At 41.7% G+C, this 17,856-nt stretch carries 16 protein-coding genes; 7 read left to right on the forward strand and 9 right to left on the reverse strand.

Annotation, left to right across the window (positions count from 1 at the left end; genetic code table 11):
- Window positions 1-177: 177 nt before the first annotated feature.
- Window positions 178-3,717: a chromosome segregation protein SMC gene (smc, locus tag KI659_RS17390; protein WP_213946659.1), complete on the reverse strand. Its 3,540-nt coding sequence runs from the start codon at window positions 3,715-3,717 to the stop codon at window positions 178-180.
- A 263-nt stretch (window positions 3,718-3,980) separates the two neighbouring features.
- On the opposite strand from smc, the gene KI659_RS17395 reads away from it, so the two are divergent.
- Window positions 3,981-4,532, forward strand: a complete 552-nt coding sequence (locus KI659_RS17395) for a hypothetical protein (protein ID WP_213946660.1) — start codon at window positions 3,981-3,983, stop codon at window positions 4,530-4,532.
- A 207-nt stretch (window positions 4,533-4,739) separates the two neighbouring features.
- On the opposite strand, the gene KI659_RS17400 is transcribed toward KI659_RS17395, so the two are convergent.
- From KI659_RS17400 to KI659_RS17425, 6 genes are all read right to left on the reverse strand, one after another.
- Complete coding sequence (locus KI659_RS17400; RefSeq protein ID WP_213946661.1) at window positions 4,740-5,375, reverse strand: peroxiredoxin; 636 nt, start codon at window positions 5,373-5,375, stop codon at window positions 4,740-4,742.
- A 164-nt stretch (window positions 5,376-5,539) separates the two neighbouring features.
- Window positions 5,540-6,421, reverse strand: coding sequence for a macrolide 2'-phosphotransferase (locus KI659_RS17405; protein ID WP_213946662.1), 882 nt, complete (start codon window positions 6,419-6,421; stop codon window positions 5,540-5,542).
- A gap of 245 nt (window positions 6,422-6,666) precedes the next feature.
- The gene (locus KI659_RS17410) at window positions 6,667-7,332 is read right to left on the reverse strand and encodes a peptidase associated/transthyretin-like domain-containing protein (RefSeq protein WP_213946663.1); all 666 of its coding nucleotides are present in this window, start codon (window positions 7,330-7,332) and stop codon (window positions 6,667-6,669) included.
- Window positions 7,333-7,449: 117 nt separating this feature from the next.
- Window positions 7,450-8,643: a threonine synthase gene (locus KI659_RS17415; RefSeq protein WP_213946664.1), complete on the reverse strand. Its 1,194-nt coding sequence runs from the start codon at window positions 8,641-8,643 to the stop codon at window positions 7,450-7,452.
- 79 nt (window positions 8,644-8,722) lie between these two features.
- The gene (locus KI659_RS17420; protein ID WP_213946665.1) at window positions 8,723-9,106 is read right to left on the reverse strand and encodes a hypothetical protein; all 384 of its coding nucleotides are present in this window, start codon (window positions 9,104-9,106) and stop codon (window positions 8,723-8,725) included.
- Between the two features lie 125 nt (window positions 9,107-9,231).
- On the reverse strand, window positions 9,232-9,885 hold the full coding sequence (locus tag KI659_RS17425) for a PAS domain-containing protein (protein WP_213946666.1): 654 nt from the start codon (window positions 9,883-9,885) through the stop codon (window positions 9,232-9,234).
- A 224-nt stretch (window positions 9,886-10,109) separates the two neighbouring features.
- On the opposite strand from KI659_RS17425, the gene KI659_RS17430 reads away from it, so the two are divergent.
- The 3 genes from KI659_RS17430 (at window position 10,110) to KI659_RS17440 (ending at window position 13,986) form a co-directional block, all read left to right on the forward strand.
- Complete coding sequence (locus KI659_RS17430) at window positions 10,110-11,771, forward strand: S41 family peptidase (RefSeq protein WP_213946667.1); 1,662 nt, start codon at window positions 10,110-10,112, stop codon at window positions 11,769-11,771.
- A 189-nt stretch (window positions 11,772-11,960) separates the two neighbouring features.
- Window positions 11,961-12,218 (forward strand): SemiSWEET family sugar transporter, encoded by a 258-nt coding sequence (locus KI659_RS17435; RefSeq protein WP_213946668.1) that lies wholly within the window; start codon window positions 11,961-11,963, stop codon window positions 12,216-12,218.
- A gap of 40 nt (window positions 12,219-12,258) precedes the next feature.
- Window positions 12,259-13,986: an alpha-amylase family protein gene (locus tag KI659_RS17440; RefSeq protein ID WP_213946669.1), complete on the forward strand. Its 1,728-nt coding sequence runs from the start codon at window positions 12,259-12,261 to the stop codon at window positions 13,984-13,986.
- A 58-nt stretch (window positions 13,987-14,044) separates the two neighbouring features.
- On the opposite strand, the gene KI659_RS17445 is transcribed toward KI659_RS17440, so the two are convergent.
- Complete coding sequence (locus KI659_RS17445; protein ID WP_213946670.1) at window positions 14,045-14,539, reverse strand: CHRD domain-containing protein; 495 nt, start codon at window positions 14,537-14,539, stop codon at window positions 14,045-14,047.
- 100 nt (window positions 14,540-14,639) lie between these two features.
- Between KI659_RS17445 and KI659_RS17450 the strand changes: the two genes are divergently transcribed.
- Together KI659_RS17450 and KI659_RS17455 are read left to right on the forward strand one after the other, a co-directional pair.
- Window positions 14,640-15,017, forward strand: a complete 378-nt coding sequence (locus KI659_RS17450; protein ID WP_213946671.1) for a nuclear transport factor 2-like protein — start codon at window positions 14,640-14,642, stop codon at window positions 15,015-15,017.
- A 28-nt stretch (window positions 15,018-15,045) separates the two neighbouring features.
- A complete protein-coding gene (locus KI659_RS17455; protein ID WP_246535463.1) occupies window positions 15,046-15,432 on the forward strand; it encodes a hypothetical protein in 387 nt (128 codons plus the stop codon).
- 68 nt (window positions 15,433-15,500) lie between these two features.
- On the opposite strand, the gene KI659_RS17460 is transcribed toward KI659_RS17455, so the two are convergent.
- Complete coding sequence (locus tag KI659_RS17460; protein WP_213946672.1) at window positions 15,501-16,592, reverse strand: alkaline phosphatase; 1,092 nt, start codon at window positions 16,590-16,592, stop codon at window positions 15,501-15,503.
- A gap of 528 nt (window positions 16,593-17,120) precedes the next feature.
- Between KI659_RS17460 and KI659_RS17465 the strand changes: the two genes are divergently transcribed.
- Window positions 17,121-17,642 carry a DUF3291 domain-containing protein gene (locus KI659_RS17465; protein WP_213946673.1) on the forward strand — a complete coding sequence of 174 codons (522 nt, stop codon included), beginning with the start codon at window positions 17,121-17,123 and terminating at the stop codon, window positions 17,640-17,642.
- Window positions 17,643-17,856 lie beyond the last annotated feature (214 nt).

Below are 17,856 nucleotides of genomic sequence, written 5' to 3' on the forward strand. Positions count from 1 at the left end.
TTTGGAGTGATTTGTAGGCATTTCTGATATTAACCGTTTTTACTCTCGTGGCCCTCCCTCGGGGCTTCGCTCTTCGGATGGGGCATCATTGGAACGTGAATAAACTTCATCATTCAACATTCATCATTTAATTCCGTGACTGACCCGAAATTCTAACTTCTAACCTCGTCCTTTTTCCTACACCAACTCCCTCAAATCCACCGGTACCACTCTCGATACTCCGGCCTCAATCATGGTGATGCCATAGATGATGTCCGTGCTGGCCATCGTGCGTTTGTTGTGGGTGACGATGATGAACTGCGACTCCTCCGAGAAGGCCTGGATGATATTGTTAAACTTGTCAATGTTGGCATCATCCAGCGGGGCATCTACCTCATCAAAAATACAGAATGGCGCCGGCTTGAGCAGATAAATGGCAAATAGGAGAGAAGTTGCCGTGAGGGTTTTCTCCCCGCCTGAAAGTTGGTTGATTGTCAAGGGGCGCTTGCCTTTTGGCTTGGCCATAATTTCTATGGTGGACTCCAAAGGGTTGGACGGGTCCGTAAGTCTCAAATCACAATCATCTTCTGCGGTAAACAAGCTTCTGAAGACTTTTACAAAGTTCGTCTTTATTTTATCAAAGGCATCCAAAAACGTTTCCCTGGCTACCATATCAATCTCCTTGATGGTGGAAACCAACGATTCCTTGGCTTTGATCAGATCCTCTTTTTGCTCTGTGATGAAGGTATGGCGCTCCTTGATTTCATTGTAAGCCTCCATGGCCATTGGGTTGATGGGTCCAATCTTGTCCAATTTTTCCTTTGCCTTGCTTACTTCAGCGCGGATGGTGGATTCATCCTTCTCCAGGTAATCCTCATGAACCTCCGGATTTTCTTCCATCAGTTTGTCCAGATCAATCTCAAACTCCACGCTCAGCCTTTCTTTCATGCTGCTCATTTTGAGTTTAACCTCGTTTAGGGCCTGCTGAAGTTCCATGATGATGGTATCGATGTTTTCCTTTTGCTTTTGGAATTCACGCATGCCCTTCTCGATGGCGTCTATATCACCACGGGCAGCATAGTACTCCTTTTCCGCTTCATTTACACCGTTTTCAATGGTTTCTTTTTCGGAATAAAGTTCAATAAGCTCATCATCCTTGACCTCATTGTTGTCCAAAACGGACCTGATCTCCTGGTCGATTCCACTTAGCTCGGTCTGGGAAACATCAATCCTCTTCTTACTTCCCTCAAAAGCATTTTGCTTGAAAGTAATCTCCTGCTCCAAGCTGTTTACCTTATTGAGTTGTTGGTGGTATTGTATGTTTTCCTGGTTGTAGGCATTGGATCGCACGGTGAGGTTTTCACTTTCCATCTGCAGGTTTTCGGTCAACTCCGCCAACTCGTATTCCAGGTCCTCAAACCCGGCCTTGCTTGCCTGGAGTTTAGGTCCAAGATCGGCCACCTCTTCGTTAAGCGTTTCTATCCTTTCGAGAATATCTTCCCTCTTGTTGGCGTTGGTGGAGAGCATTTCAAAGAGCTGCTCCTTTTTCGTACGCACAGATATGTAATCCTGGTTGACTTCATTGATTTCCTGCTGGAGGGTTTCAATTTGGGCTTTATACGAAACTTCCTTGAGCTTCATCAGGTCACCTACTTTGCGGTCCAAGTCTGCTCTGGTTTGGCTTACTTTTTTGTTAAGTTCCTTGATATCACGCTCAAGTTTCTCCAGATTTTTGGCCCTACCAATTCTTTTTCCCTCAAATAGCCCTACCGAACCACCGCTGAGGCTGAATTTTCTTTTGGTAACTTTCCCGCTTTCGGTAATGAAAACCGCGCTTTCATCTTTTGGGATATCCCTATATTCGCCCCTTACGATGTAGACATCGTCCAGAATGTAGCTGATCAGTTTGGCATACTTGACATCATATTCGATGATCTCAGTGGCGGCTATGGCATTTGGGAAAAGCTTATTTATAGAAGGCTTGAATTTTTCAAAATGCTCCAAAATGAAAAAATTGGCCTTTCCTCTGGCTGAATCACTGAGCAGGTTTACCGCAGCCACGGCTTGGTCTTCCGTATCCACCACATAATAGTTCATATACCCCTCAAGGTAATTTTCTATCGTCACGCGGTAGTTTTCATCCGTAGTCAGAATATCCGAAAGTAGGGGAGTATCCTTTCCCCAGCTGCTGTTTTTCTTGAGAAATTTGATGGCCTCTGGGAAACCCTCCAGATTTTCTACCAGTGATTTAGTAAGGTTAAACTCATTCTGCTTGGCATCCAGCTTCCTACTGATCTGCGTTACCTCCTCTTTGATCAGGTCAATGGTGTGGGTGGTTTCTTCAATTTTGGCAAGTTGTTGTGCTTCAGAAGATTTGATACGGGTCAATTCTTCTGACTTTTGGTCAAGATCTTCTTTGAGGATTAATATCTTATCCTCAAAGTCGGCCAAATTTGCTTCCTGTGAATCGTCATCCAAAGTGGTTTTTTCCAACTCCTGCTTCAGGGTAGATAGCTGGATTTGCTTAATTTCAAGCTCTTTGGAAACTTGGTAGATCGTATCCTTTCTTTCGGTAAAATCCTTATTTAGCACTTTTTGCTTTTCCTGAAGCATGGCATGGTTTTCCTTCTGCTCCTCATAGGTTGCTTTCAGGTTTTCCACCACCATTTCTTTTTCCAAGAGCTGCTTTTCTGCGCTTTCCATTTCTTGCTGAAGGGAGCGAATACTAAAACCAGCTCTGTCGTTGCTCTTCCGGTCTTGGTCTATTTGTTCCCGCAGTTTCTGGGCCCTGTCCTCCAAAAAACGCAGCCTCTCGTTCTTGATTTTCTTATCGCTCTCAAATTGCCTGATTTTGTTCACCTGCTCATTCAGCGCTTTTTGGCGGCTGGCCAAAAGTTTCTCTCGGTGGATCAGGTCAGCTTTCAGCTGCTCCAATTGGGCCTCTCTTTCGGAAAGCTGGGTGTTGTAGCTAAGTTTGCGGTCCTGCTCCTGGGTGATTTTTCCGCTCAATTCAAGAAGAGTTTCAGTTTGCTTGCTGACGCTCTTTTTGGCCAAAGCAATGCTGGCTGCCTTGTAATCTTTTTTGATCTGAAAATACTTTTCGGTCTGTTTGGCCTGCTTTTCCAGTTGCTTAAGGTTTTTTTCTATCTCAAAAAGTACATCTTCCACACGGTCAAGATCCGCATCGGTATCCTCTAATTTTTTGAGGGTTTCTTTTTTTCTGGTTTTGAATTTTGAGATCCCTGCAGCTTCTTCAAAAAGATCCCTACGGCTGTTGTTTTTGTCGTTGAGGAGCTCGTCGATCATTTTGAGCTCGATGATGGCGTAGCTATTGGAGTTGATGCCGGTGTCCATGAACAGGTTGGTGATATCTTTCAGACGGCAGGCAATCCCATTAAGCAGGTATTCGCTTTCCCCGGAACGGTAGTATCTACGGGTGATCGTCACATGCGTGTATTCCGTGGGCAGGAGGTTTTTGGTGTTTTCAAAGGTAAGTGAGACCTCAGCCAGGTTGGTTGGTTTCCTGTTTTTGGTGCCGTTGAAGATGACGTTTTCCATTTTGTCTGACCGAAGCATCCTGGTTTTTTGCTCACCCAGCACCCAGCGGATGGCATCTACCACATTGGACTTGCCGCATCCGTTTGGCCCCACGATACCCGTGATCCCTTTGTCAAAATGGATGACAATCCTATCCCCAAAACTCTTAAATCCCTTAACTTCTAGCTTGGTAAGCTGCATCTTACTCGAATGATAATTTCCAAAAACAAACAAAATTAAACAGTTCGAGGCAATTAGCAAGTTTAGGGAAGAATTCAATTGGACACTAAGGCGCACAACTTGTCCCGAGCAGCCCTGTCCTCAAGAAAGCTTCATCCCCGACCGTGACTGACTTTAAGTAGAACCATGACAACCATGCAATCTAATTACGGACCCATTCCGACCTCTATTTTCGCGCGTAAACAAAATTTTAATTACCTTAGTAGAGCATTAAAATAAAAAGCATGGACGCTGGTACTCTCATATATATTGTTTTAGTCATCATTTACTTTCTGTTTACGGCTTTTAAGAAAAAAAACAAGCCCCAAGAAGGAGAGGAAAGATTTGAGGGGGAGGAGGAAGGCGAGCGCCGACCGGCGTCCTTTGAGGATATGCTCAGGGAAATCCGTAGGGAGCAGGAGCAGAGAACCCGAGAAGTGGAAAACAGAGAGCTGCCTGAAGAAGAAGATCTTTATGAAGAGGCAGCCTATTCCCAGCCTACTCCTGCACCCAAGCCTAAACCCAAACCCCAGCCAAAAGCCCAAAATGAACCTGCCAATCCTTACAAGAAGTATTACGAAGGGGGAGAGGGCAGCCTAAAAAATGTAGAAAAAGAACCTCTGGTTACCCTTGACGAACAAGTGGACATTAGCTCAGACGAAAAGATCATCGGAGAAGTGGAAGATGTGGCCGAGGAAAAAAGCGCCGTTAACCCTTACGCAAAGCTCCTCAAAAACCCTGACACGGTGAAGGATGCAGTGGTGCTCTCCGAAATACTAAACAGGAAGTACTTTTGATGACGTTGGGGTTTTACCGCAGAGAAACAAAGGAGCGCAAAGATTAAATTTAGTGACGTTTGGTTTTTTAACCGCAGAGAAGCGCAGAGATTTTAAATAAATGACGTTTGATAATTAACCGCAGAGAAACAGAGAAGCGCAAAGAATATTTTTTTGAAGAAAAACTCTCTGAGCCTCTGGTCCTCTGGGGTTTATTTTACAAGGTTACTATAAATTTGGCTGGGGAGTGGTCCGCAGATAGGGTTTTATTCTTTTGTGCCCCTTGGGAAATTTTTCAGGGATGTCGGCATCTGCAATCGCCGGTGCAATTACCACATCCTCACCGTGTTTCCAGTTGGCCGGTGTTGCTACCGAATAATTGGCAGTTAATTGTAAAGAGTCAATTACCCTGAGGAGCTCATCGAAATTCCTACCGGTACTTGCCGGGTAGGTAATCATCAACTTGATCTTTTTATCATTACCGATGACAAATACAGACCTTACAGTGGCATTTTCTGTTGAGTTAGGGTGGATCATATCATAGAGCTCAGATACTTTTCTGTCATCATCTGCAATGATTGGGAAATTCACTTCAGTGCCTTGGGTTTCATTGATGTCCTTCACCCATTCTTTATGGCTTTCCAAGCCATCTACACTTAAGGCTATCACCTTGGTGTTCCTTTTTTCAAATTCCTTTTTCAACCTGGCGGTAGCACCTAGTTCGGTGGTGCAAACCGGTGTGAAATCGGCAGGGTGGCTAAAGAGAACTCCCCAGCTGTCGCCAAGGTAGTCGTGAAATTGTATGGTGCCTTCAGTACTTTCCGCTGTGAAATCTGGGGCTACGTCTCCTAGTCTTAATGACATAATGTATTTAGTTTTAGTGGGAAATGTTGAGTTTCGTAAAAAACCCGCCTGGCTTAGAAAGGTTTTGATTTACAGGTTATAAATTCCATATAGATGCCGATAAATTTTTAACAACAGAGGACCAGTAAAGCACAGAGATTTAAAGTGATTTTTTGACAAAATATTTATTTTCCAAGCTGTTCTTTGGCCCCTTGGAGGTGGGTGGGATCTTGGGTTTGGATGGCGAAATAACCATAAGCCAAGGGGGCTGCGAAAGTTCTTTCAATAGTGTGTTCATAGAGTTTATCCCAATTATCTCCGCCCTGCTTTTCATATTCTTGAATGAGGTCTTTGAGACTATCCTCCCCAAACACCTTATGGTGACCGGCAAAATCTTCAGAGATATCACCGATATGTGCGGTAGACCAGTCAATAATCCCAGTCACTTCCCCTGATTCATTTACCATCACATGTCCCGCATAGAGGTCCCCGTGGATAAATTTTGTGAAATCTGGCCACAGCGGATCATTGTCCAACCACTTTCGGTAACGTGACTCCAGCTTTTTACTCAAACCCAATTCTGATTTTACCAACTCCAATCGATCTGCCATTACTTTACGTAGATTTTCAGCTGGAGTGATCTTGAGGCCATATTTCTCCACCTGACTCCGTGGGATACTATGAAGTTGGACCAACGCTTCTGCCAAAGAAGTAATATAAGCAGGGTTATTCTGGTCCATGTTCCAGCTCACCTCATAGGTTTGGGCGTCAAAAGTCAAAGCCGGTTTTCCTTCCAACAGTGGATAAGCCACAAGCTCTGAATTGGCAATTTGCCAGTTTGGTACCTGGATGCTTAAATACTTTCCGGCTAATTCTAAAATCTTTTTTTCCTCCTCGATCTGCTCCCCCAAGTCCTTTCTCCTGGGGATTCTCAAGAGCCATTTCTTCCCATCCTCAGCTGTGGCAAAGACCACTTTGAAGTCAATGCCCATATCGTTGAAGACGAGGTCTTCCTTAACAGCGAGTCCATTTGATTTGGTGAGTTTTTGTATGTCATCAATTTTCATAAAAAGCGAAGATTAATCAGTTCACGTGTTAAATTTAACCGCTGAGAAGCAAAGAAACGCAAAGAGCATTGTTTTAAAACTGCCAAAATAGTGGTCTGATGTTAAGTTGCAGAACTCTTCGGTGCTGCCTCTGCAGCCATAGGCAGGCTTAGATTCCGTCCTCCCAATGAATGGAGAATAGGCTATTGGCATCTCGGCGGATAATCAAATAAATCTCTCTGATCCTCTGAAGTTTATTTCCTAATTTATTCAAAATAATCACTATACCTCACAGTGGAGTCATTCCTTGCCCTCCGGAGTTTGTCAAAATCCAAACGGTACTTGGGTGCTCCGGGTTTTTCCATGGGAATATAGCTCTGTTTTCTAAATGACTTTATTAGCTCCATAATACCCATAGAAGGATTGGTGGAGAAAAACGTGGCTTCCCCATTGCCAGCTGCCATTCTTTTTGCCGTGTTTGCAATACTGTTTTGGGTGTGATGATTGCCAAGCCGGTATATATTTTTTACAAAATTCAAGTTGTTGGTTAAGTTGCTTTCTAACTGGCTGGGGATATACGGTGTGTCAAGTATCAGCTGCTTTAACTTTTCCTCAGAAGGAAAGGAACTGACTGTAAATTCCTCCAACTCCGTTTCATTGAAATGAAGCAGGATGTTCAAAGGATTGCTGTCCTCTACCACCTGCGAGTGAGCCATATAGGCTATGTGGGTAAAGGTTAACTTATCTCCAATATTTACCTCGATCTCAAATCTGCCTTCCGCATCGGTAATGCCCTGACGGTTTCGGGAGACTACATGGGCCCCAACGATAGGTGCACCAGTATCTGCATCCCTTATAAAACCTTTAAGCAAAAATCTATCCTGGGGAATTATGGAAGTTAATATCCAAAAAGCCATTATCACCTGGTTCATTCGAAAAATATTTAGTAAAAGTTTCCTGTCCTTGGTCAAGTTCGACAGAAATCAGTTCTGATACTAAAGCATTAAGTATTCTTAACCTAGGTTAACGTTTGATTAGAAATTGGACACTTAATTGATTTCTATGTTTTCAAGATACTTATAGCCGCTGCCTGTATTCATCAACAGCACTTTTTCTCCAGGTTTTATCCAGCTTTTTTCCTTTAATTTTTTGAAAGCTTGCCACAGGGCAGCTCCTTCTGGGCATACGAGTAACCCCTCTTTTTTTGCAATTTCCTTCATTCCGGTTTCCATTTCTGCATCATTGATGGTTATTGCGGTACCCTGGCTTTCTCTCAGCACTTTGAGAATATATTCATCTGCATAAGGCTTTGGCACTCTCAGGCCATTTGCAATAGTAAAGCCTTTGTCTACATACTCGGACTCCGTTTGGTGCTGGTGAAATGCCTGTGTGATGCCGTCACAACTAGTAGCCTGTACAGAAACCATGCGGGGACGCTCACTTCCTATCCACCCCAATGTCTCCATTTCGTCAAACGCTTTCCATATGCCCAAAAGACCTGTACCCCCGCCAGTGGGGTATAGAATCACGTCGGGAAGAATCCAGTCCATCTGCTCGGCTATTTCGTACCCCATAGTTTTTTTTCCTTCCAGCCTGTAGGGTTCTTTAAGTGTAAAAACTGGAAACCACCCGTTTTTCTCCCCCTCTTCGGAGGCTAATTTCGAACAGTCCTTAATATTCCCATCCACTTCCGTGAGGTTGGCGCCGTAGAGTACGCACTCGTCTTTGAACAGTTGAGGTGTTTCTTTGGGCATAAATACATGCGCCTTGATACCCGCTTTAGCGCAGTAGGCAGCCAAAGCTCCCGCTGCATTGCCAGCTGAAGGTATACAAGCAGCTTTCACGCCGAGTTCGAGAGCTTTTGAAATGGCAGTGCTCTGTCCCCTAGATTTAAAGGATCCTGTAGGGTTGCCCGATTCATCCTTCCAATAGACCCGGTTTTCCTCTAGTCCATCTAGGTTTTGCAAGGGGAGAATCGGAGTAAATCCTTCACCGAGGCTAATCATATATTCAACCTTCTCTATAGGCAACACCGGACTGTACCGCCACATGCTATTGGGGTTAGCCCTGAGGCTTTCTTTTTTGAAAACTCCAGGGGATAGGTTATATCTGGCAAAAAGAGAGGATTGGCAATTGGTGTTTTCACATACAGTATGCAATTCTTGGTGAAGATACGTTCGTCCGCATTTGGGACATTCAAGATGGCTGATTAGTGATGTGCTTGGTTGGTGTAGGATATTCATGAGAAAGGAAAGCGGTTTCCTATTACAACAGCAGCAGGTACATCATGTTTGAAAAATCCCGATTGGACAAGTTTCAGCTTTACATCTGCGTAGGATGATCTTTAGATATGGTCTTTAGCCTGATTTGCCATTCGGCTACATGCAGACTTTTGGGGTAGTCCAATAATAGGGATTCTAAAAGCTGCGTCAAGGGGCTGATTTGCCTTGTTTTTGTATAAAGAATTATTATCCGATTTATGTCATGAACATAATTGGCCAAAGTCAGGAAATCGCTCCCTTTCCCGTGTTGGATACAGATTTTATAAAATTCAATTGCAGCAAGATAGTCTTGTGATTTTTCACTCTCCTGTCCTTTTTTTCTCCAGGTTTGAAGAATTTCAAAATCCTTTGACCAAGCTTCGTTAGCTGATCTTATAAATTCTGATTTAGCTTTTATTTTTCGATATTCTCCTTCAAATGCCATATCCCGATATCTTGCGTGATGAAATTTAAAACCCCTTATAAAAGTTGAATTTCAAAAATAAATTTCCATTGATTAGTAGTCAATACCTGTTATCAGGTATTTTTACTTTTCAATGTAATAGACATTTATTTCAATTGACTTAGAACTTCATTTAGCTCTCTTGTATAAGTATCAATGGATACAGCTGCATTTTTCATGTACTTTACTAGGTCTTGAAACTCTTCTAGGGATATGCTTTCGCTCTCGAGGTAGGAGGCAACAGAAGATATTTGAGTGACAGGTTTTCTTAATTTATGAGAGATGTTAAACAGTATTTCATTGATGAGTTTGCTGTTTTTCTTAAAATAAGCTGATTGATCGATAGGAAGGCGTAAAGATAAATATTCTTTAATAGTTTGGTTTTTGTCAACTACAGGAATGATAAGGGTGTCCTTCCAATAATCACTTCCATCTTTTGCCTGGCTATTCACCATTCCCTTCCATGATTTTCCAAGGGAAAGCTGTTGTACTATTTTGTTATAGAAGGATTGTGAATGGTATTTGGACTGGATCAACTTGTAACTTGACCCTACCAATTCTTCCCGGGTAAATTTGCTAATCTCGCAAAACCTGTCATTGACATAGGTTATTTTCCCCTCAAGATCAAAAATAATGCAGGCAATATTTAATTTAAATGTTGTCTGATAAGTTTGAAATGTGTTTACTAGATCAATTCTAGCATCCATTTCTATAGTAGATGATTCCGGCAAGCTGCCAAGGATGGATAACGGGTTTTTCAAGCTAACTCCTTTTCTTTAAGGTAAATAGGTTAATTTTACGAATGTAAAAATTTTTATTTGTATAAACATGTATTTTTTTAAATAGTCCTTTAAATGTTATTTTTTATATAAAATTAAACGAATACTAGGACATTTTATTCATTGGATACGTATTGACATACCCTTAGCAGTCAATTTAGGATTTAAATCAAAATTTCAATTAAAAGTCTGGACAATCGTACATCATGAAAAATTTTATGTCTAAATATAAAAACATTTTAAAACTTCAAGATCCAAAATTCTTGGTTGCAAAAACATTTAGAGAGCAATTTGAGAAAGTCCAGGCCCTACATGAGGAATTTGAATTTAAATATAAGTTACCATTGGTAATTCTGTTTGCATTAACATCACTTCTCAATCCGCTGGCTTCACAGACAACCTCAACTTTTAACCTTGGCTTAAACAATCAACTTTCTATTTCTGAAATGGAGGAGGATTTACAAGTCTTTATTGATATAAGAAAGAATGTTAATTCTGGGCTATATATTTACAGGACGGAAGAGGAGGTAGATAGTCTTTATCGCTGGGCATTTGAACAAATTAAACGACCTTTAAAAACTTCTGAATTTTTTAAAATAATCTCTAATTTAACTGATTTCGAAGGGAGTGTGCATAATTACACCGAGCCTGGAACAGATGATTTAAATGAACTCAAAAAGCAGAAAACATATTTCCCATATCATTTGACCTACCTTGAAGGCAAAATAATCTTTGATGGGCTTACCGAAAAAATACCCCCTGGATCTCAAATTTTAAATATTAATGGCAAGGAAGACCTTGAATTGATGCAGTCATTCCAGAAGTATTTTCCTGTTGATGGTTTTAATACCAGTTATAAACTTTCCGCAAGTGTAAATAATGCTTTTGCTTGGAGATATGTAATTGAGTATGGGGCAACTGATAAATTCGAAGTGAAATTTTTAGCTCCAGGGAAAATTGAACCCCAAACAGAGTTTCTTCAGGCTGTAACATTTGAAGAAAGGGAAAAAAACCTTTCAAATAAATACAGTGCACCGATTTCTGACTTGCTGGATTACGAAAAGCAACCTCCTTATAGTTACGAGCAGATTGATGCAAAAACAGGCTTGCTTAACCTAAGATTTTTTGGATTTGCCACAGGTAAAGATGACCCACAATTTGATCTATATACCCAATTTTTGGATAGTGTATTTACAGTTTTGGATGAAAAATTAATTCCTAATCTAGTTATTGATGTAAGAAACAATCCTGGGGGAAGTGACCCTACTTTTGAACAACCTGTCAGGTATTTGAGTGATAGCTCTTTCCAAGAAAATTTAGAAGCTCATATAATATTTAATCCACAGGACTTCCCTTATGATGACTTTTTCTGGGGTGTTTCAACGGATGCGAGGATCGACAGTGCCACGAAGGTTATGGGGCTCGAATTTTTGGATGATTACTTTGAAGATTTCAATGAAGGGAGGAGTTATCAAAACCCTAAATATAACCCCATTTATCAACCGAAGTCGCCAGCATACCATGGTCAGGTTTATATGTTGATTAATGAAAATACCGCCTCTGCGGCCTCGCATTTCGCTTCTTTGATGAAAGGGTATGCAAGGAATTTAACTACTGTGGGGGTAGAAACAGTAGGAGGATATTATGAGCACAATGGACATATAGGACTTGTATATGAATTGCCAAATTCAAAAATAAAATCCAAATTTTCGGTTGTTTATGTGGTGCATGATGCACCACAAAGGGCCGATCAGCCTTATGGAAGAGGGGTTATCCCTGATTATGAGCTGTGGCCTACAATAGAGGACTTTCTTAAGCATAAGGATAGTCAAAAAGAATTTGTTTTAAAATTAATATCCAACTCATAAGTCCAATCTTTGTGCATCGGTATTCCGATCGTTATCTGATTTAGGAATACATGGATAGTAATTCAATTTTTTAGGCTTCATTTTTGACAATATGTTTTATTCTTTAATGGAATATGCAAATAACATAATTGATAAATTATATTTTATTGACTAATTTCACTTTTTCATTTTTCAATTACCCCCCTGAATATGGAATGGATTACAATTTTGGGGCTTTTCGCTGGTGCGTGCACATCGGTAGCTGTATTTCCCCAATTAATCAAAGCCTTCAAAAGTAAAAGTGTGGAAGATGTATCGCCCGGTATGTTTACTGTCATGATAATTGGTTTCTCACTTTGGCTGGTTTATGGGATTATTCAGGAGGATGTTGCCATTATTGCTACCAATGGACTTTCTTTGGTTCTAAATGGTATTATGGCTTTTTTCCTTATAAGATATAAAAAATGACAGGTGTTTAATATTTGACGCGACTTAAATCCTAAGCTCAATGAATAGAAAAATTTATTTTATATTTCTTGTCCACCTTTTAATTTTTCAAACCTTTGTTTTCGCTCAGGATGAGAAAGTTGATGACAATTTTCAAAATGAGGAGCAAAACGAATATTGGTATAAGAACAGCATCATTTATAATCTTGATGTAGATTCTTTTTATGACTCGGACGGTGATGGTGTTGGTGATTTTGCTGGTTTGAAGGAAAAACTGCCGTACTTAAAGTCTTTGGGGGTTGATGTAATATGGCTTGCGCCCTTTCAAAAATCCCCCAATAAAGACAACGGGTATGATATTGAGGACTTCTACATGATTCATCCGGAATACGGGACAGGAGGTGACTTGGTCGAGTTTATGAATTCTGCAAAGGAAATGGGGATTCGTGTGATCACTGACTTGGTGATGAACCATACTTCTGATCAGCACGTGTGGTTCCAGGAAGCAATAAAGGATAAAAATTCCGTATACCGAGACTATTATGTGTGGTCAGAAGAGCAGCCCGATGACTATGATCAAGGAATGGTCTTTCCTGGAGTTCAAGAGCAAACATGGACATACCATCCGGAAGCCGGAGAATACTATTATCACCGATTCTATGAATTTCAACCCGATTTGAATAACCTCAATCCAGTGGTTCAGAATGAAATGCGAAAGGTGATGGGTTACTGGTTATGGATGGGATTCTCGGGTTTTAGGCTGGACGCTGTTCCATTTATTATTGAAGATCCCTATACGGGTGTGGAAGATCCAGAACTTCACTATGATTTAATAAAAGAAATCAGAAAATTCATCCAATGGCGTCGCGGGGATGCCTTATTACTTGGCGAGGCCAATGTAATGCCAGAAGAAAATAAAAATTATTTTGGAGATGAGGGAGAAGGGATGCATATGTTGTTCAATTTCTTTGTGAATCAGCATCTTTTTTATTCCCTAGCTACAGAGGAGGTTTCGACCTTAGTATCTTCTCTCGAAGAGACAAAAGACATCCCAAGAAATTCACAATGGGCCCAATTCTTACGAAATCACGATGAACTCGATCTGGGAAGGCTGTCAGATGAACAACAGGCCAAGGTTTATGAAAAATTCGGACCAGATGAAACCATGCAAGTCTATGATAGAGGCATCAGGAGGAGATTGGCCCCTATGATGAATGACGAGAATCAGATTAAAATGGCATATAGCTTAATGTTTTCATTGCCAGGAACTCCTGTAATTCGGTATGGGGATGAAATTGGAATGGGGGAGGATTTGAGTTTGCCAGAAAGAGAAGCAGTACGCACTCCTATGCAATGGACTGCAGACAAAAACGCTGGTTTCTCTACAGCTGAAGAACTGGAAAACCCCGTAATATCTTCTGGGGAATTTAGTTATCATGATGTAAATGTGCTTACTCAGCAACAAGATCCAAATTCATTGCTAAACTGGACAACTCGCTTGATAAATTTAAGAAAATCCTGTCCTGAAATCGGGAGGGGAGATTGGGAAGTTATTCCTACTGGTTCCAATCAAGTTTTGGCAATTAAATATAGCCTTAAAGGCCAATCCATAATAATTGTCCATAATTTGAGCAATACTGAGCAAAAAGTGGATTTGAAGCAAGATTATAAGGGTTACAAAATTAGCAATGGGCTCAATGGTGGTGGAGAAGATTCAGGGCCATTCGAGCTTAGAGATTTTTCTATCCAGGGCTATGGCTACGCCTGGTATAGGCTTACATCTCTTTAAATTGCATGCCTAAATAATAGGTATGTTTGGCCGAGAAAAGATGCTCGGCCAAAGTGAATTAATAGCCTGTTCCATTCGGAGGAGAGGGGGCAGATGGAGCATTACTGCCTATGTTGCCTTCGGCTATCAGGGTGGCAAGATCCTCCATGCTCAGGTGGACATTCACGTGCCCATTGTAGGTGATGAGCTCTTCATAGGTGACCGGGGTACCATTGTCAAACATGGTCACTCGGGTTTGACTTCTGCCAGTACTTCCATCCACAGATGTCAGGTCCACCACGATTGGCCCACCTTCGGCTACAGAGTTTGCGTGGATGTGGGCGGGGTGGATGGCTCCATCCTCGGTGCCTTCCAATTGGATGGTCACTAATGTGGCATTACTTCCATCTTTTTGGAAAATCACATTTCCAGGGTTGTTAAAACCAGGAAGGGCATTTAAGGTGTAGATTTTGGCTTTCTCTCTTGGCGCATCATCGTCATCACTGCACCCGACACTAACCAGACAGCCAATTATCACCACCAAAAGGGTTAAGGGGTTGAGTAAAGCTTTCATGATAATTGATAGTAAGTTAAATATAGAAACCGGCTTCCGCTTCGGTTTACTTTATCTTATTAAACGAAAAATCAATGAGTTAGGGCGTAAAATGGATAATATGAAAGATAGAGAATCAATAATCCAAAACTACCTGGATGGCTACAATTCATTCGATGTGGGCAAGATGGTCCAGGACTTTTCGGAAGGCATAGTTTTCCAGAATTACCAAAATGGGGAATTGACCATGGCTTTGAAGGGGAAGCAGGAATTCAGCAATCAGGCTATGGCGACATGTGAATACTTTTCAGAAAGGAAGCAAACCATCCTAGCAATCAGACATTACCCTGATAGAACTGAGGTAGATCTGGAATACTTTGGGGTATTGGCTAAAGACCTCTCAGAAGAGATGAAACAGGGGCAAGAGATTAGGTTAAACGGCAGGTCTCTCTTTGTGTTTGAGAACAACAAGATTACCAAGCTGGTTGATAAAAGTTAAATAAGTGATTAAATAAAATAACTGTAAAATGTCATATGTGAAATTTCTTCTGCTTGCATTATTATTAATTTCTTCCCAAAGTTTTGTGTTAGGCCAAGAGCCTGCACCTCAGGAAACTTCCGGAAAATCAATGGTGGATTTTGGATTGGAAGGAATGCTGGGAGTTTCTGTAGGCCCTGATTTCTATGCGGTCAATGTAGGTGGCCCAAGTCTATTTTTAAATATCAACCCTGATTGGAAGGTGGGGGTAGGAGCATTGCCCTCTCTATATGTCTATGAGGGAAAACTGGGGGCCAGGCTTGGTGTTGCCCCTAGAGTAGATTATAGGAAATTGGCCTTCTTCGTTCCCTTTTTCCATATGGATTCCCAAGATCAATGGGTATGGTCAGTAGGAATGGGGTACAAATTTCATTAGTAAAGACCGGGAAATAAACCTGCCTTTGCCGGTAGGCAGGCTTCTAAACCCACTCTTCGGTCTGAAATCTATTTTACCGACTCCAGCATTTTATGAAAGATTTCATTGTTTTCATATACCCCCTGGAAGTTTTCAGAGCCTGGGCCAAAGGCAAATACAGGAATCATAGCTGCCGTGTGTCCACCTGTAGTAAAGGTGCCCGTCACAGTTTTATAACCATCCTTGCCGCTGGATAGTGCGTACCCTCCGGTCTCATGGTCAGCAGTCACTATTACCAAAGTATTCCCATCCTTTTCGGCAAAATCCAAAACGGCATTGATGGTCTTATCAAAATCAAGCATTTCATCCACAATATAATCATGGTCATTGGCGTGTCCACCCCAATCTATCTGGGAGCCTTCAATCATGACAAAAAAATTATCATTCGTATTTTGCAGCTTATTGATGGTATAAAGGGAAGCCTCTGTCAAAAAATCTCCTCTGCCTTCAGATATTTTTTGCATGGCACTTGAGGCCATCAGGTGGGCTTCTTTCTCGGCTGGGTTTTGCACCTCTATTTCTTGATCACTTTTTGTTTTAACATGGTAACCTTTTGACCTTAGACTGTCCAAATAATTGATACCATCTTCTCTGGCATTAAAATATTTTTCACCTCCTCCGATTACGATATCCACATCTGAATCCAAAAGCTGCTTGGCTATATCCTCCTCCATTTTTCTGTGGGCTACGTGGGCATAAAAGGCCGCAGGAGTGGCATGGGTAATAGAACTGGTAGCCACCAAGCCTGTTCTCCAGCCTTTCTTGGATAATATCTCCACAATAGTTTCCGCTGCCACCGTGTCATCATCTACTCCAATTGCTGCATTGTAAGTTTTGATGCCGCTGGCAAAGGCTGTGGCACCGGCTGCAGAGTCAGTAATGTGGTTATCTGAGGATGAGGTTTTAATAAACCCTATGTTTTTAAACCGGTCAAAGCTGGCAATCTTATCCTCAAAAGCATAAAGGGAGGAAATCTGGGTAACACCCATTCCATCGCCGATTAATAATATGATGTTTTTAGGATTTGTGGTTTCTTCCTCTGCTGAAAGATGACTCACGTCAGAGTCATTTTTACAGCCAATAGCTGCCACCAGCAGGGAAGCAAAAATTAACTTTCTCATTTGACTTTTTTTTTTCAAAGATAAGGCTTTAAAGATAGGGGCAATAAATATCAAGGTTAAAGGTAGGTTATGGTTTAGGAGTTTATTCGGCCTTCGGCCTGGTTTAGGGGTTTAGAAATCGCAAGAAGGGAGAAGGATGAGGCTTTACTGCATCGCGGAAGTTTCACGCGAAGGGCGCAAAGGAAAAGCGCAAAGACCGCAATGTAATAGTGATTGCTTACGGCGGTCCCTGAGCGAAATCGAAGGGAAGCCTGAGGGTATTGTCGTGGTATACCTTAAACCCAGTCTGCGCCAGGCAGGTTCTATACTTCCCGATCCGCAAAGCGGTTATCCGGAAAAAACCCTTCTAAAATAACGAAAACCAAATTGTGTTTTAGGTGTTGATTTTTCATGGAGAGCCAAAAAATTAACCTTGCTTCAATCACATTTTTTAAATTTCCCCCAAAAAACCGCTTCTGGATTTTTAAGCAAATTGGTAGGTCCAAAAAGCTGGAAAGCAAATTCGATGGGACCAATTTTGTTCGTTTGATGGGAACAGGAGCAGGTTTTGGCTTTGAAATCTGGCCGGACTTTTCCTCTTATGCCTTGTTAATACACTGGACGGATCTTGAGGCAGCAGAAAATGTGGAACAACACCCCACTTTCCGTGAATTAGCCGATATGTCTGAATCACATGAAACACATTGGATGCAATGTGCACGGGTACATGGCAGTTGGAATGGAGTCAACCCCTTTTTTCCCTCAGCTGAATATCAAGGCGGCCCCATCATAACTATCACGCGGGCCCGTATAAGCTGGAAATATATGCTAAGTTTTCTAAAAGCCGTGAAGGTAACAGTCAAAGCACTTCAGAATACGCCTGGGCTTATATATACCAAAGGGATCGGGCAAACTCCCTTAGTGGAACAAGCTACATTTTCAATTTGGGAGAATGCTGAATGTATGGAAAACTATGCCTACCGCACACGCCACCAGGAATACCTCGAAGTAAATCAACAATGGTTTCAGGAAGAATTGTTTGGGAGGTTTGTACCAGTTGAATTGCCCTAGTTTCTTAACTACGTAGTTTAGGAGGTTAGTCGGCCTTCGGCCTGGTTTAGGGGTTTGGAAATCGCTAAGCGGCGAGGAGGATGAGGCGTTGGTTTCACGCGGTAGTTTCACGCGGAGGCGCAGAGATAAAGCGCAAAGGACGCAATGCTTAGATTGGCTCTACTGGTTTTTCTCAGCCTCACTGGACACTTGACAACCACGGGTTGGTTGATAG

Source organism: Litoribacter ruber (assembly GCF_018449405.1).
GTDB lineage: Bacteria > Bacteroidota > Bacteroidia > Cytophagales > Cyclobacteriaceae > Litoribacter > Litoribacter ruber.